Origin of the sequence: Bacillus sp. FJAT-22090 (assembly GCF_007676755.1) — a bacterium.
In the GTDB taxonomy this organism is placed as follows: domain Bacteria; phylum Bacillota; class Bacilli; order Bacillales_A; family Planococcaceae; genus Psychrobacillus.
This window is the reverse complement of sequence record NZ_VEBK01000001.1, coordinates 504,467-519,514: the sequence shown is the minus strand read 5'-3', so window position 1 is coordinate 519,514 and position 15,048 is coordinate 504,467. Positions and strand designations below refer to the sequence as shown.

Genomic DNA, 15,048 nt, shown 5'->3' with positions numbered 1-15,048 from the left:
GATTTTTTCTCCTCCCCATTAACGTTCGGTATATAGTCGTTAATTTATCTATTATACTGAATGGGAGAATAACAAGTCAATGAGTTTTTAGAAGATTTACAATTTACTATGAAATGAATACATTATGCATACTAGAATCTTGGTAATTCTAAACGATAAATGGAGCGGGGCCTCCCATTTAAATGAGGCTGTTCTTCTCCAATTACTTTAAGATAACCACCATCTGAGAACTTTTTTATTATGCGTTCTGCGGCGCGTTTGCCGACACCAAAATATTCTGCGATATCGGTAGATGTGAAACGATTAATCGGACGCGTTTGATAAAATTGAATCATTTTATTTAAATTGGTGACGCTAATACCTAACTCCTTTGATATGTGGATTAGTTTCATATTTTCACTTTGAAGAATGGAACTAGTCTTTTTCGTGCGTAATGGCTCAGTGACTTCTTGCTTCTCATTAACCACAAATAGGTTGTTGTTTGACGGATCTTTTTGGGCATATGAAAGGGCAATATTTGCATTTTTCTCTGCATCGACAATGGTCATCCCATATCCAAACCCTACACTCACTGACGACTTTATTTTGCTGAACGCTTGGAAAGACCCGTTTAATATCTCCATATTTTCAAGTAAATACTCCATCCCACTACGTGTTCCATATAGGAGGAAGTGAAGAGGGGTAAGTATTTTGACAGAGCAGTTGATCTGTTTTGCAATTTTTTGAAGCTCAAACTCAAATGCTTCAGAAGGAGTATGCGAATGAAAAACAAAGGCTCCTACTGCAATCTGTGATTGTTTTGCACGGTTCAATGCACCAAGATTGCGTGCTTCTATAAGTGAATCTACTATGTTTTTTGCAGGCTCCATCAATCGAATGCATGGAATATGTAGTGTTGTTAATTTGTCATAAACAGCGTGAATACTCGTTACCACATATGAAATTTGTTTAGACTCCCAAAGCTCGACATGTCTATTAATAACTGACTCTAGTTGAAATGGGTGATTGTTCTCTTGATTTAACCAAGGATAATCTTGAATAAAAGTGGGTGCTCGTTCGATATTCAGTTGCTGGATAACGTCCTGTAAAAACTTGCGGTCTATTAAATCTATCGATAATTGGTCCAATTCGATTTTTAGATTATTGGTAACATGCAGAAGTGTGTATGCCACGCTTAACTCGTTGTCTGGTATATATAGAGCGGGTTTGTTTAAGCGGGCAATTTCCTTTTGGGCATAATAAAAGGGAAGTCCACCAGAGAACAGAATTACATCACATTGACCAACTTCCGTTACTAGTTCGCTTGCCTCTGTTGGAGTCTGGTACATACTTGTTAATAATTCAATATCTTCTATGTAGACATCTAGAGCTTTTACTTTTTGTAATGTCTCTTCTGAACCAATCAATGCTATTCGAATTGCCAAACGAAACACACTCCTTTTGTGATTTCAATTTACATTATTATAATATATACCGCTAATAAGAACACTTAAAATGGAAATATTACAGAATAAGGGGGCGCGTATGAAAAGGAAAGATGCATAATTGTAAAACAGTGTGTATTTTTATAAGATGACGTTTTCTATTGTTGTTGTATATTTTCGGAAAATTCGAGATAATAGATGAAATAATGATAACGTTGGGGGCAAAATAGATGGATTTACTAAGAGATAATGGTGTAGAACAAAAAAGCAAAGCAAATGATTATGTTCATGAAGTTTATGAGTTAGTGAAGAAGCGTAATCCAGGGGAAAAAGAGTTTTTACAGGCTACTCGTGAAATTTTTGATTCACTTAGACCTGTGTTTTTAAAGCATCCTGAATTTATCCATAATGGAATTTTAGAGCGTATAACGGAACCTGACCGTTTAATCTCATTCCGAGTTGCATGGGAGGATGATACTGGAAAAGTACAAGTGAATCGTGGCTTCCGTGTCCAGTTCAATAACAGTATCGGCCCATATAAAGGAGGCATTCGTTTCCATCCTACTGTGAATAGCAGTATTATGAAGTTTTTAGCTTTTGAACAAACATTTAAAAATGCATTGACAGGTCAACCTATAGGCGGGGGGAAAGGTGGTTCTGATTTCAATCCAAAAGGAAAGTCAGAAAGAGAGATTATGCGATTTACACAAAGCTTCATAACAGAGCTGAGCAAATATATAGGAGCGGATATGGATGTTCCGGCAGGGGATATTGGTGTTGGCAAGCGAGAGGTTGGCTATATGTTTGGACAATATAACCGCTTGAAAGGTGGTTTTACAGCTGGCGTTTTTACTGGCAAAGATCCTAATCATGGCGGTAGTTTAGGACGTAAGGAAGCGACAGGTTATGGCTGTGTTTATTTTGTAGAAGAGATGTTAAAGGAAAAAGGCGATAGTTTTGCTGGGAAAAAGGTGATTGCATCAGGCTCAGGAAATGTAGCAACATATGCGATGGAAAAAGCAATCGAGCTAGGGGCAACTGTGTTGGCATGCAGTGATTCAAATGGATATATATACGACCCCGAAGGTATAAATGTAGAAACGGTTAAACAATTAAAAGAGTTAGATAATAAGAGAATACAAGAATATACAAAATTTCATAAGCATGCTGTTTACCATGAAGGCTGCACGAATATATGGTCTGTCGCTTGTGATATTGCCTTGCCATGTGCAACGCAAAATGAATTAGAAGAAAGTGACGCGGCATTGCTTATTGCAAATGGCGTCAAGGCAGTTGGAGAAGGCGCAAATATGCCTTGTACGGAAGAAGCAATCTTAACTTTCCAAGCGAATGGCGTTTTATTTGCACCGGCTAAAGCCGCAAATGCAGGCGGTGTAGCAGTTTCAGCTATGGAAATGTCTCAAAACAGCATGCGTTTGTCTTGGACTTTAGAAGAAGTAGATGAAAAACTAAAAACAGTGATGAAAAATATTTATCAAAGCTGTCATGCCGCAGCCTCGGATTACGGGTATCCAGGCAATTTTGTGATAGGTGCGAATATAGCAGGATTTTTAAAAGTTGCCGATGCGATGGTAGCACATGGCATACATTAATAAAACAAAGAAATATGGCATTAGTATTACGGGTGCCTGGTACCAAAACAAAGCTCGCTTCCTTTAAGGAAGCGAGCTTATTTTATAATTGGAATTTACCTACGATTTGTTGAAGTTCTTGGGCCATATGGGTTGTTTCGTTTGAACGGTTAGCGACCTCATCGATGGAAGCGGTTGTTTGTTCAGTAGCCGCCGATATGGATGTTGTTACTTCTTCTATTTCGCGAATAGATTCCGTTAACTGATTGATCAGCTTGACAACTTGTTTGGAATCTTCTGCTTCATTTGTTGCTTTGTTTGAGATAGTCGAAATCTCTTCAACAGTTTTGGCAACAGCAGAGGAAATATCACTTAAGGATTGGGACGTTTGTGTTACCGTAGCAGAGCCCGTTTCAATAAGTTTTGTACTTTCCTCTGTAGATATTACAACAGATCGAATGTTTGCCGTGATATCTTGAACAATGTTTTCGACTTGATTGACTTCACTGTTGGATTGTTCAGCAAGTTTTCGAACTTCTTCTGCAACAACAGCAAAGCCCTTTCCATGTTCCCCTGCACGAGCTGCTTCTATTGATGCATTTAATGCAAGTAAATTGGTTTGAGCAGCAATGGCAGCAATAGAACCCGTTATTTGTTGAATTTTAGTTGTTGCTTCATTTAATCGCTGGATCGTTTCACCAGTCTCAATAGAAGCACTACGGATTTTATCCATATCTCGACTAATTTCACTTGCTCTAGTCAAGCCCTGTTCTGCTGTTGCCATCGTTGTTCTAGAATTCATCACGCTAGCATCTGCAGTTGCTTTGGAATCTTGAAGATCCTCCGCAAGAGATTGTAAAATAGTCGCCGATTGTTCTGCGGTCAATGTACCATCCGACACAGATGCAACCGTTTCACTCATATTGGTTGCGACTTGATGGACTGCATCTTTCATCTCATTTAAAGAAGCGGCAGTCTCTTCTGCGTTTTTTGTAAGCTGCACAGAAGTAGTTTGAACAGTGCCGATGATCTCACGGAAGTTTCCGGCAAGTCTATTTAAAGTATGGCTTAAATCACCAATCTCATCCTTACTAGTAAAGTTCGTGTCTTTAACAGATAGATTACCTTTTGCAAGTTCACCTGCATGTCCAATAAGAGCAATAAGTGGTTTTGTTTTTCTTCTAATTAATAAAAGAGTAATGATGGAAGCTAGAATCATAGGGATTAAACTAGTAAGAATTCCTTTGCTCACTACATCCCACGTTCTATCTCCTACAATAGAAGCATCAAAATCAATAACACTTATCGCAATAACGTTACCGTTAGGGTCATGGTTCTCATAAATAGGAGCATATCCAGAAAGACGTTTCATCCCACCAAATTCATAAGCTTTTGAATATGTTGGATGGCCCATTTCTTTTAGCATAGCAATTGCTTCTTTATCGATGGGAAGTTGATCGCCAGCCTTGTAACCATCCTCTTTTAAGTTATCATCAAGCGCCAATAGATTCCCGTCTAAGTCAATTATATACTGCGCTTCAAAAATATCTTTATGGGCAGTTGTCCAGTTTAACTGCTTTCCAACATTCTCTATCGCGGCAGTATCGCCATCTATTATTTTGACTATATCTCCAGGATTGATCAATCCTGTAGTAATGTTCGCACACCCATAAGCTTCGATACCGGCAGCTTTATACAATTGGTCGTATGCTGTCTTATATGTAGCGAGCGAAGTAATTAACAGCATGGTAACGATTATTCCAACAATAATCGAGCCCAAATGAACTGTTAGTGTATTTTTCATGATAAAATTCTCCCCTATTCCTATATCTAGCATCTTTATACTATTTATACCATAGAAACAGGTAAAAAAGATATATGTTTCAGAGATGTTTATCAACGAAAAAGTGACTATTATTACATATAGTGAAGATACCAAACCGGGACAAGCACGAACTTAATTTTGGTTAACCACTAAGTAAGCGTATAGTTTTCCGTTCTAAGCGGTTGCTTGCTAAGTCCAATCGGAGTCGTCGCTTTTCACTAGAGGATGCAGAAGAGTGATGGACAGACACCCGCTATAAGATTTACCGCAAAGAAAGGTTAGTCACGTCCAACCTTTTAAAATCAAGCGATAACACTATAGCAAGAAGCCTGTCCAAAGCACTCCGAAAACAACAGAAACAGATTTTGAACGTAAAGGGTGTCTGTGCTTTTCCTATACTTTCAAGTTAGTTTTGTCGATTTGAACAATAGAAAGAATGTATTAGACGTTTTATGTAATAGTTTTGTTACACAACTGTAAAATTATATTCGTTTAGTACATGTTAGTATGGGTATAGAGAAATTTTCGAATACTAGTTTAGTAGAATTTTTCAATAACCTATCTTTTGGAGGAACATAAATTTTGACTTCTTTGTTTAAAAAAATCATTACAATCTTTAGTTTAACTGTAGTTTTAGCCGCGGGAACATTTGTAGGGAATACAGAAGCAGCAAGCAATGTAGCATCAACTCAAATCGTATCGAGTGCGAAAAGTCTCATAGGAATTAAATATAGTTATGGTGGAACGACGAAGGCAGGATTTGATTGCTCAGGCTTTATCGGATATATTTACAAAAACAACGGTGTTAACTTACCAAGAACAGCAGCAGGAATGTACAGCACTGGAAAAAGCGTTAAAAAGGCAAATTTAGTAGTGGGAGACTTAGTATTCTTCAATACATCAGGTAGAGGCGTTTCTCACGTTGGTATGTACATAGGTAGTGGAAAATTCATTCATGCTTCAACATCAAAAGGTGTTCGTGTGGATAAATTAAATGATCCTTATTACTGGGGTAAAAAATACGTTGGTGCTAAAAAAGTGGCAAACGTGTCTGTAGCAAAAAAATAATAAGATAATAAAACCGTTTCGGCTAATATGCTGAAACGGTTTTTCTGTTTATAACTTCAGTTAGTGGGCCTCATCCATAAAGCGAGTTGCAAAACGAGTGCATCTTGAAATACAGTGGGATTGTATCCAGTTAAATCTCGTACTTTATTCAGACGGTAAGTGAGCGTATGTCGATGTATATCTAAAGTTTCCGCGCATATGGCTAGTTGTTTATTGCAGTCAAAAAAACTTTGTAAAGTAAGGAGTAGTTTTCCATCTAATTTGTGTAATATACGTTGAGTAAAATGTTTTGCTTCTATAGAATCTCGTTTTTTTAATAAAGAAAAAAGTTCTACCTCTTCGAAATGGATAATAGATTTTTCCTGTTGTCTATATTCGAGAGCAATTCTTGCAGTTTGATAGGAATGATGAACCTGTGCAAGTGTTTGAACAACTTGCCCGACCCCAACAGGTAGAGCACTATACTTTTGAAGTACTGTGGCAAGCTGAACAACCTTGTGATGAAATGTCTTTTCATTCATACCAGAAGCGAGGATGAAATGTTCATTTAAATAATAATGTCCGACCAAGATAGAATCATATTGAAATAAATGTTCAATTCCTTGAAGAATATTCTGATAGGATTTAGATTCAGGATTAATATTTAACATGATCGTATAAAATGGGGGATTGTTTAAAAATCCTATCTTATTGATTCGTTCAAAAATGACTTTTTGTAACGGCTGTCCACTCATTAATTCTTCAAATACCATTTCTTGCATTTTGCGTTTCCACTCTCGTTCAGATGCGATCAGTGCTTGATATACCATCATCTCCGTTGTAAGCTGAACTAAGGTTGCTATCTCTTCCATTTCTAAAGGGTCTCCCGTAATGCCAATAATCCCAACCACTTCATTTTGAAAAAAAATAGGGAGATTAATACCTGGTTTCGTTTTGGGATATAAGTGATTGTTTTCCTCTGTAATAATGAAAGGTTTTCTCGTGTCTGCAACAATAACCGCTCCTTCATGAATACTATCAATGCGCAATTTATCTCCAGAAGCTAAAATCATCCCATTCGTTTGTATGACATTTATATTTCTATGAAGCCTTAGCATCGTTTGTTCAACGATTTGGTTAGCAAGCTGTTTTGTAATCATAGAACCTCCGTGAAGTACAAAAATATTGCTGTTATAATACAGCTTTTTTATACAATAAGTATAATGAAAATATTCTAAACTATCAATATACTTATATATGTAAGCGCTTAACTTATTTTTAGATTTAATCATTATAGAGGTGATCTCATGAAAATTGTTATTAGTCCGGACTCGTTTAAAGGTTCAATATCCGCTACAGAAGCTGCAAAGGAAATAGCCATGGGGATAAAAGAAGTTAGCCCGATGATTGAAACTATCATACTCCCTGTAGCCGATGGGGGAGAAGGTACTCTGGAGCCCCTTATAGTAGCAACGAGTGGACATATAGTACAAGTAGAAGTGCATGACCCAATTGGTCGGCCTATCCGAGTTGAATATGGGGTGCTCGGAGATGGGGAAACATGTGTCATTGAGATGGCAAAAGCTTCTGGTTTAACATTACTTGAAGAGGAAGAAAAGAATCCATTCCATGCAACGACGATTGGTACTGGAGAGCTTATTCAACATGCATTAGATAGCGGATATAGAAAGTTTGTAATTGGGATTGGTGGGAGTGCGACAAATGACGGAGGAACCGGAATGTTACAGGCATTAGGGATGAGGTTTCTCGATAAAGAAGGAAAAGAATTAGTACCAGGTGCTAAATCATTGGCTAAGCTTCATAAAATAGATGTAACTACATTTGATAAACGAATCAGCGAGTCGCATTTTATTATTGCTTGTGATGTGGATAATCCACTTACCGGTCCAAATGGGGCGTCTGCGATTTTCGGTCCTCAAAAAGGCGTTACCCCTGATTTGGTTGAGACATTCGATCTGCTCTTATATCATCTGGCGAATAAAATTGAAGATGAGACCGGTATATCCCTTCATAATCGTTCTGGAGCAGGTGCAGCAGGAGGATTAGGTGGTGCCTTTCTCGCATTTTTCCCAGTCGAATTAAAACCGGGAATTGAAGTCGTATTAGAAGCGATCGACTTTACTAAGCAAATAGAGAATGCTGATTTTATCATTACGGGGGAAGGGAAATCAGATAGACAAACACTCTCCGGGAAGGCACCGATAGGTATAGCAAATGTCGCTAAAAAGCATGGTATTCCAGTAGTATTACTATCGGGAATAGTGGAGGAAGCAAGTATTCCACAGTTGTCTAATTATTTTTACAAGATTGCAAGCGTAGTAGATGGTACGGTTTCTAAAAATGAATCTATCCAAGAAGCGGCTTATTATTTACGTGTAAGAACGAAAGAAATAATGCAATCACTAATAGAAAAAGGGGTGTGACACATGTTATTTTTAGTTATTTTGGTGGGGGTTATTTTAGTTGTATTACTAACGGCAGTGTTTAAGCTTCATCCATTTTTAGCACTTTTAATTAGTACATTCTTTGTGGGTATTGCATCAGGAATGCCATTACTTACAGTAGTTGAAAATGTGAATACTGGTTTTGGCGGTCTAATGACAAGCATTGGAATCGTTATCGTTACTGGTACGATAATCGGAGTTATTTTAGAAAAGTCGGGAGCTGCCTATCGTATGGCAGAAGTGGTGCTCCGTATTCTAGGAGAGAAACGACCACAACTTGCGATGTCCATTATTGGTTATATCGTATCGATTCCGGTATTTTGTGATTCAGGATTCATTATCTTATCGAGCTTGAAAAAATCATTGGCCAAACGTGCAAAAGTTAAAGTTGCTTCTATGGCGGTCGCGTTGTCAACCGGATTATACGCAACACATACATTGGTTCCTCCAACGCCAGGACCAATAGCGGCAGCGGGGAATATAGGAGCATCCGATTATTTAGGTACAGTCATTTTAGTTGGTTTGTTTGTAGCAATTCCAGCAGTTATTGTAGGGTATATTTGGGCAGTGAAAGTAGGAACAAAAATTGACGTAGAGGCTGATCATGAAGAGGCTCTTGACTATGAAGAAGTCATTAAGTCATTTGGAAAAATGCCATCCACTTTTAAAGCGTTCTTACCAATTATATTGCCTATTGTCCTAATAGGGATTGGTTCGGTTGCGGCATTACGGGAAGTGACTCAGGCTTTACACATTTCTTGCAGTTTTTAGGGGCACCAACTGTAGCACTATTATTTGGGGTCTTCGCAGCGTTCCTATTATTACCTGAGATAAACGAAACGACGTTGTCAGGATGGATTGGCGAGGCATTAAAAGAAGCAGCACCTATTTTATTGATAACAGGTGCGGGGGGCGCGTTTGGTACTGTCATTAAAAATTCTGGGGTTGCAGATCAATTGCAACAAATGGATTTAGGAGCGCTAGCAAATGGAGCTTGGTTCTTACTAATACCATTCCTCATAGCAGCAGCATTAAAAACAGCGCAAGGCTCTTCCACTGCCGCTTTAGTTATTACGTCCTCATTGGTAGCACCAATGCTTCCAACATTAGGGATTGAAGGAGCATTACCACTCGCACTAGTAGTAATGGCGGTCGGAGCAGGAGCGATGACAGTAAGCCATGTTAACGACAGCTTTTTCTGGGTTGTTACACAGTTCAGTGGCATGAAAGTCACAGACGCATATAAAGCCCAAACGATGGCTACCTTACTGCAAGGTGTAACAACAATTATCGTTACAATGATTATCTGGCTGATCCTTGTATAAAATAATATAAAACCCACTGGAGCATTTAGCGCTTCAGTGGGTTTTATTTTAGTTAAAATAGAGCATATCGTCTCTATAGTTTTGTTTTAAGTCCGATTCTAAGAAATTTAAGTAACGAACAAGTAATTGTGAAGCTTTTCCTCTTGTTAATATTTCGTTTGGATTAATACGGTTTTTCTTATCAGGATCAATCAGACCTAATTCGCTTGCTACATAAATGCTATCTTTCGCTTCTTTCGGTATTTTATTATCATCGATGAATTTTGTTTTATATCCCGGAGTAGGAGCCCTTCCTTCTAATCCGAGGGAGCGAATGATAATCGTTACTGCCTGTGCGCGTGTGATAGAATCAGTTGCACCGAATTTTATTTTGTTTACTGGGCTGACAATTCCTTTATTTAATGCACTTTCGATATAAACATAATTAGGATCTTTTACATCTAAGTCTTCAAATAATGGTTTTTTAGTAGAATTTTTCTTCGTTGGCTTTGCTTCGAGTACTCGTAAATCTACAGCTTTTGCGACACCTACTGTGAATAAATCTTTTTTCATTGCTGCATCAGGTGAAAAGAAGTTGCTCGATTCATCGAATATACCTAATGAATATAATTTCTCGATATTTGGTTTGGACCAATGGTTTGCAATATCACGGAATTTCGGAACGATTAAACGCTCGATTTGCGGCGTTTTTTCTTTCTTCAAATAAATAGTGCCTGTAGTTGGACCGGAATTACGATAAGGGATATTATACTCATACTCCGAAATCATATTAGAAGAGCTTATAACTGCATGCCCCCCGACAAAGCTTGAAAGGGAAGGAGTATGTGGTTCATATTCCAACACTCTCGATTTGCTATCTGACACTTTGCTTGTTACAAAAGCGGTTCCTTTAGGTGTCACAATTTCATAATCGATAAACTGTGTATCAGTAGACCCCCAGAAATTTTTATACCCAACGTCGCGTCCATTCATGTGAACGGTAATTTGTTCTTTCTTAGTCTCTTTATTATCTTTAAAGGTTTTATTATAAATTTTCCGGGCAATCACATTACCAGAATAATAGTCGGTGGCAGGGCGATTATCAATTACAGAACCTTGAGAGAACTGATAATCGTCTAATGTATAGGTTGATTTATCTGCCATCGTTATTTTTTCTGAATAGCTTTTAACTGTTGTATTAGAAGTAGTTTGCCCTTTTGTTTCATAGTTTTTTAAATCTGAAACGTATACGGCATTACGAGTTAGTTTATCACCGTTTTTACTAGTTAAAGTATATTTATAGGTGGATGTTAACTGGTTTTTATTTTCTTTTTCTGTCACTGTCGCTTTACCAGTGAAGGTAGTTGGTTCTCCCGCTAAGAAAAATACTTCTTCATATTCATATTCATCCAGTATCCCACCGTTAAAATCAGGAACCTTTGCACTGGCTGTCGGTATTAATAATGTAAAACCTAATACAAGAGCTACTATATAAACAGAGAATTTTTTTATGAATTTACTTGTCATTTGAATTTTCCTTGCCCCTTTTCCATAAATTAATCGACTAATATAATACGAGCTTGCGAGTACGTATCATGAATAATAAATAATCGATCGTTTTGCTTTAAGTCACTCTTATCTATAACTTTACCTTCTTTAATCAGTGTTGCACGTGTTGTATCCATATAATATATTTGGGATGATTCTATCCAATTTCCTAGTTGCCATTGACTTACATTTTGAACACTGATCGAATTCCATGAATAATAATTATTGTATCGTCCAACGGAAATAAGGGAAGCTGGGCTAGTCGAGCCGACAATTCGAGCGGCAACTACATGATTATCTTGTACATAGAAATAAGCATATTTTCCGGTGCTATTTGTAAAATCTTTCGTCGAATAATTATTATCTTCTACAACTACTGTATCGTTACTAAAGTTCAGACTATTAAACCCTGCTGAGTACCAATAATTATTAGTAAGTTGATAGGCATTCGTTAGATTAACTTGGTATGATCCAACACTATTTATTTGACCAAAGAAAACGTTATGATTAGATAAATTTGCACTTTGGAAGCCATCGTTTGTGATATGAATAACGTTTGCGTATTGATGTGTTGTTGTCCCATTCGTAATAACATAGGCATCACCGCTTTGTGAAAGGGCACTTGCATCAACTAAGCGTCCGTTTCGTATAATGATTGTTCCATTGTGGTAAGGAATATTGCCGCTACTTGATAATCTAATTTTTTTCGCAGAAGTGTCTACTGAATAGAGATTCTCATGTAAACTTCTTTCATTCGTTTGTTTAATGATCATTTTTTGTACAACTTCTTGGCCAAATTGACGGATAGTCACATAATATAATTCATTATTTATATAGTTGCGAAGTTGACTTGAATCTATTTTTTTATTTCCAACATAAATTGGTGTCTTATCAGTAAATGGCTTTGAGCTGATAGTTCCATTTCCTGAAACAAATTGCCATTTCCAGTTTTGAAACATTTTTTCGCCTTTCACAACAAGCTTTTTCTGTTTCGTATCAATTTGTTGTACAGTCCCTTTGTATAGTTGCTCAACTTTAATGCCCTCAGCAATTATTTCAATAACAGATAAGGTATCCGAATTATAATCGGAACGTTTTAATTTTACTCGGTCACCTTCATATAAAACGCTTAGGTCCACTAATTTATTGTCCTTAAAAACTTGTGTATGTGCATCAAGATAATATTTTGCTGCACTTCTGTCTTTTAGATTAATCGAGATAAATCGTCCGCTAGCATCTATCTTGTTTACTGTGTCAGTTAGATTTTCACCAATAGCATTTGAACCTCCATCTTGTGCTATATCCGCAAAGCCGTTAAGCTCTTGCACATTACGAAGATCAACGGTTGCCTCCACCCACATACCTTCTTTAAATGCCCCGATTGAAGTAGGTGTCGAATTAATAAAAAGTGCAGCATATTTATCAATATTTAGTGTAATTGTTTTCCCTTTATCGTTTATCAATGTGATTTTGGATAATTGTTTTTCTGTTGTCTTCTTATCAAGAACGACTTCTTCATAAGTGACACTGACAAACATTCCACTGACTATTGTGGATGCTTGTGTTTGAAGTGTGTGTGTAAAAAAGGTGGAAAACAAAATCATGAATGCAAGTATGTATGTAGAGATTTTGAACAAATATGACGCCTCCTATCTATTTAAATATTATTCACATAATATATCGGCTAAAAGTCATGTTTTGTTATAAAGAGTTAAGATTTCTTAACTGACTAAAGAACAACAGCCGTATATAGAAAATAATAAGCAGGGTATTTTAAGAAAATAATTTTAAAAAGGTATTTCTAAATTTTTTAAAAGTAGTATAATTGCATATAATATATTGCACATTTCATATGTGGCAATTAATAATATTTAATCGATAGGGGAAGTATATGATGAATAGTCTAAAAATTCAAATTACACAAAACGAGATTAAAAACGAAAAAACACCTTCTGAAGAGCTGGTTTTCGGTACAAAATTTACAGACCACATGTTTAGAGCTGATTATACGGCAGGGCTAGGCTGGCATGATCATCGAATTGTCCCTTATCAACCCATCACATTAGATCCATCCGCGACTATTTTCCACTATGGGCAAACTGTTTTTGAAGGGATGAAGGCGTATTTATCAGAGGAGGGGATTGTTCGGTTATTCCGTCCGGAAGAAAATATGAAACGAATGAACAATTCAAGTGAGCGCATTAGTATGCCGAAAATTGACGAAGATTTTGCTATCGAAGCATTGAAGCAGCTAATTGAAGTAGATAAAGAATGGGTTCCGTCTGAACCAGGTACTTCCCTTTATATTCGTCCGTTCATGATTGCGACAGAGGCACATTTAGGAGTTTCACCTTCCAAAACATATAGTTTCTTCATTATTATGTCTCCAGTAGGCTCTTACTATAAAGAAGGTATCCATCCAGTTAAAATTCTTGTGGAGAGTGAATTTGTTCGTGCTGTAGCAGGCGGGACTGGAACAGCTAAAACTGCTGGGAATTACGCATCTGGACTAAAAGCGCAGGAAGTAGCTGATCGTGAAGGGTATTCACAAGTTCTCTGGTTGGATGGAATTGAGCGAAAATATATAGAAGAAGTAGGAAGTATGAATGTATTTTTCAAAATTGATGGAGAAGTAGTCACTCCTGCTTTAAATGGTAGTATTTTAGATGGGATTACACGAAAATCAATTATCCAGTTATTGAAATATTGGGACATTCCAATCACAGAAAGAAAAGTGTCTATGGAAGAAATTCGAGAAGCATATCTTAATGGTAAATTAGACGAAGCTTTTGGTACTGGAACAGCTGCTGTTATTTCTCCAATTGGTGAACTACGTTGGAAAGGAGAGCTGTTTTATGTGAATAACGGTGAAACTGGTGAACTTTCGAAGAAACTATATGATACATTAACAGGCATTCAAAAAGGAACAGTAGAAGATCCATTTGGTTGGGTTGTTGAACTAAAATAGTGAGCAGATTGTCGCTCCATTAAAACTAGGAGCGACGATTTTTTATGGAGAATGAAGGAAACGGGGATAGGAAAATGAAACCACTTATTGGCATATGTGCAAACTATTTATCCGACGATGCGGTAGGAATGGCCGTTGGAATAGGTGCAAAAAATCAGGAGTGGCAATTACTTGCTGACGATTATATTACGGCTATAGAGCGAGCCGGCGGTGTACCAGTTATTTTACCAATTACAGAGGATCTAGAAACATTGACTCCACTTTTGCAAAAGTTAGATGGTATATTATTTTCAGGGGGATCGGATATTGATCCAAATTATTATGGGGAGTATCCTAAATTCGGTTTAGGGTTAATAGAGCCTAGACGTGATTTACATGAAATAAAGCTAGCGCAAAAGGTTTTATATGAAATGAATGTACCTGTGCTGGGCATATGTAGAGGAATGCAGTTACTTACAGTAGCCACAGGAGGAACACTATATCAAGATCTACATTCCGAAAAACCAGAAGGAATCAATCATTCTGTAAACAAAGCCTTGCGACACCATGCGTTTCATAAAGTAAACATTGAAAAAGAATCATTTCTCTATCAAATGTATCAAACGGACGAGCTTGGCGTTAACAGCTTCCATCATCAAGCGGTTAAAAAACTAGGGCAAGGTTTTAGAGCGACAATGACCGCTCCTGATGGAATTATTGAAGGCATAGAATGGGAAACAGGAGGACGCTTTGTTGTGGCAGTTCAATGGCATCCCGAAATGATGGAAGGCCCAGTTGCATCTATCCGCCCGATTTTTAATGTTTTTGTGGAACAATGTAAAATAGCTAACGGTAATCTTACACTTATCAATAGTGATGAAACAATTGCCTAATAA

10 protein-coding genes and 1 pseudogene are annotated in these 15,048 nt (G+C 37.2%); 6 read left to right on the top strand and 5 right to left on the bottom strand.

What is annotated here, in order from left to right; all coding sequences use genetic code 11:
- Positions 1-131: 131 nt before the first annotated feature.
- A complete protein-coding gene (locus FS486_RS02405) occupies positions 132-1,424 on the bottom strand; it encodes a hypothetical protein (RefSeq protein ID WP_144509653.1) in 1,293 nt (430 codons plus the stop codon).
- A gap of 230 nt (positions 1,425-1,654) precedes the next feature.
- On the opposite strand from FS486_RS02405, the gene gdhA reads away from it, so the two are divergent.
- Complete coding sequence (gene gdhA / locus FS486_RS02400) at positions 1,655-3,037, top strand: NADP-specific glutamate dehydrogenase (RefSeq protein WP_144509652.1); 1,383 nt, start codon at positions 1,655-1,657, stop codon at positions 3,035-3,037.
- Positions 3,038-3,119: 82 nt separating this feature from the next.
- Here gdhA and FS486_RS02395 read toward each other — a convergent pair whose 3' ends face one another.
- Positions 3,120-4,820 (bottom strand): methyl-accepting chemotaxis protein, encoded by a 1,701-nt coding sequence (locus FS486_RS02395; protein ID WP_144509651.1) that lies wholly within the window; start codon positions 4,818-4,820, stop codon positions 3,120-3,122.
- A 603-nt stretch (positions 4,821-5,423) separates the two neighbouring features.
- Between FS486_RS02395 and FS486_RS02390 the strand changes: the two genes are divergently transcribed.
- Positions 5,424-5,909 carry a C40 family peptidase gene (locus tag FS486_RS02390; RefSeq protein WP_144509650.1) on the top strand — a complete coding sequence of 162 codons (486 nt, stop codon included), beginning with the start codon at positions 5,424-5,426 and terminating at the stop codon, positions 5,907-5,909.
- Positions 5,910-5,965: 56 nt separating this feature from the next.
- Here the strand turns inward: FS486_RS02390 and FS486_RS02385 are convergent, their stop codons facing one another.
- Positions 5,966-7,048 (bottom strand): CdaR family transcriptional regulator, encoded by a 1,083-nt coding sequence (locus tag FS486_RS02385; RefSeq protein ID WP_144509649.1) that lies wholly within the window; start codon positions 7,046-7,048, stop codon positions 5,966-5,968.
- A gap of 147 nt (positions 7,049-7,195) precedes the next feature.
- Here FS486_RS02385 and FS486_RS02380 point away from each other — a divergent pair, with 147 nt between their 5' ends.
- Positions 7,196-8,332 carry a glycerate kinase gene (locus FS486_RS02380; protein ID WP_144509648.1) on the top strand — a complete coding sequence of 379 codons (1,137 nt, stop codon included), beginning with the start codon at positions 7,196-7,198 and terminating at the stop codon, positions 8,330-8,332.
- A 3-nt stretch (positions 8,333-8,335) separates the two neighbouring features.
- A pseudogene (locus FS486_RS02375) lies at positions 8,336-9,678 on the top strand (GntP family permease).
- A 48-nt stretch (positions 9,679-9,726) separates the two neighbouring features.
- Here FS486_RS02375 and FS486_RS02370 read toward each other — a convergent pair.
- Both FS486_RS02370 and FS486_RS02365 read right to left on the bottom strand, forming a co-directional pair.
- The gene (locus FS486_RS02370; RefSeq protein ID WP_144509647.1) at positions 9,727-11,184 is read right to left on the bottom strand and encodes an S-layer homology domain-containing protein; all 1,458 of its coding nucleotides are present in this window, start codon (positions 11,182-11,184) and stop codon (positions 9,727-9,729) included.
- A 29-nt stretch (positions 11,185-11,213) separates the two neighbouring features.
- Entirely contained in the window at positions 11,214-12,842 is a 1,629-nt protein-coding gene (locus FS486_RS02365; RefSeq protein WP_144509646.1) for a hypothetical protein, read from the bottom strand.
- Between the two features lie 257 nt (positions 12,843-13,099).
- Between FS486_RS02365 and FS486_RS02360 the strand changes: the two genes are divergently transcribed.
- Positions 13,100-14,173: a branched-chain amino acid aminotransferase gene (locus FS486_RS02360; protein ID WP_144509698.1), complete on the top strand. Its 1,074-nt coding sequence runs from the start codon at positions 13,100-13,102 to the stop codon at positions 14,171-14,173.
- Positions 14,174-14,217: 44 nt separating this feature from the next.
- On the top strand, positions 14,218-15,045 hold the full coding sequence (locus FS486_RS02355; protein ID WP_144509645.1) for a gamma-glutamyl-gamma-aminobutyrate hydrolase family protein: 828 nt from the start codon (positions 14,218-14,220) through the stop codon (positions 15,043-15,045).
- Positions 15,046-15,048: the final 3 nt, after the last annotated feature.

Coding starts and splice junctions, on each gene's coding strand:
- gdhA (WP_144509652.1), top strand. CDS start 1,655: ATGGATTTACTAAGAGATAATGGTGTAGAACAAAAAAGCAAAGCAAAT.
- FS486_RS02355 (WP_144509645.1), top strand. CDS start 14,218: ATGGAGAATGAAGGAAACGGGGATAGGAAAATGAAACCACTTATTGGC.
- FS486_RS02380 (WP_144509648.1), top strand. CDS start 7,196: ATGAAAATTGTTATTAGTCCGGACTCGTTTAAAGGTTCAATATCCGCT.
- FS486_RS02385 (WP_144509649.1), bottom strand. CDS start 7,048: ATGATTACAAAACAGCTTGCTAACCAAATCGTTGAACAAACGATGCTA.
- FS486_RS02370 (WP_144509647.1), bottom strand. CDS start 11,184: ATGACAAGTAAATTCATAAAAAAATTCTCTGTTTATATAGTAGCTCTT.
- FS486_RS02360 (WP_144509698.1), top strand. CDS start 13,100: ATGAATAGTCTAAAAATTCAAATTACACAAAACGAGATTAAAAACGAA.
- FS486_RS02395 (WP_144509651.1), bottom strand. CDS start 4,820: ATGAAAAATACACTAACAGTTCATTTGGGCTCGATTATTGTTGGAATA.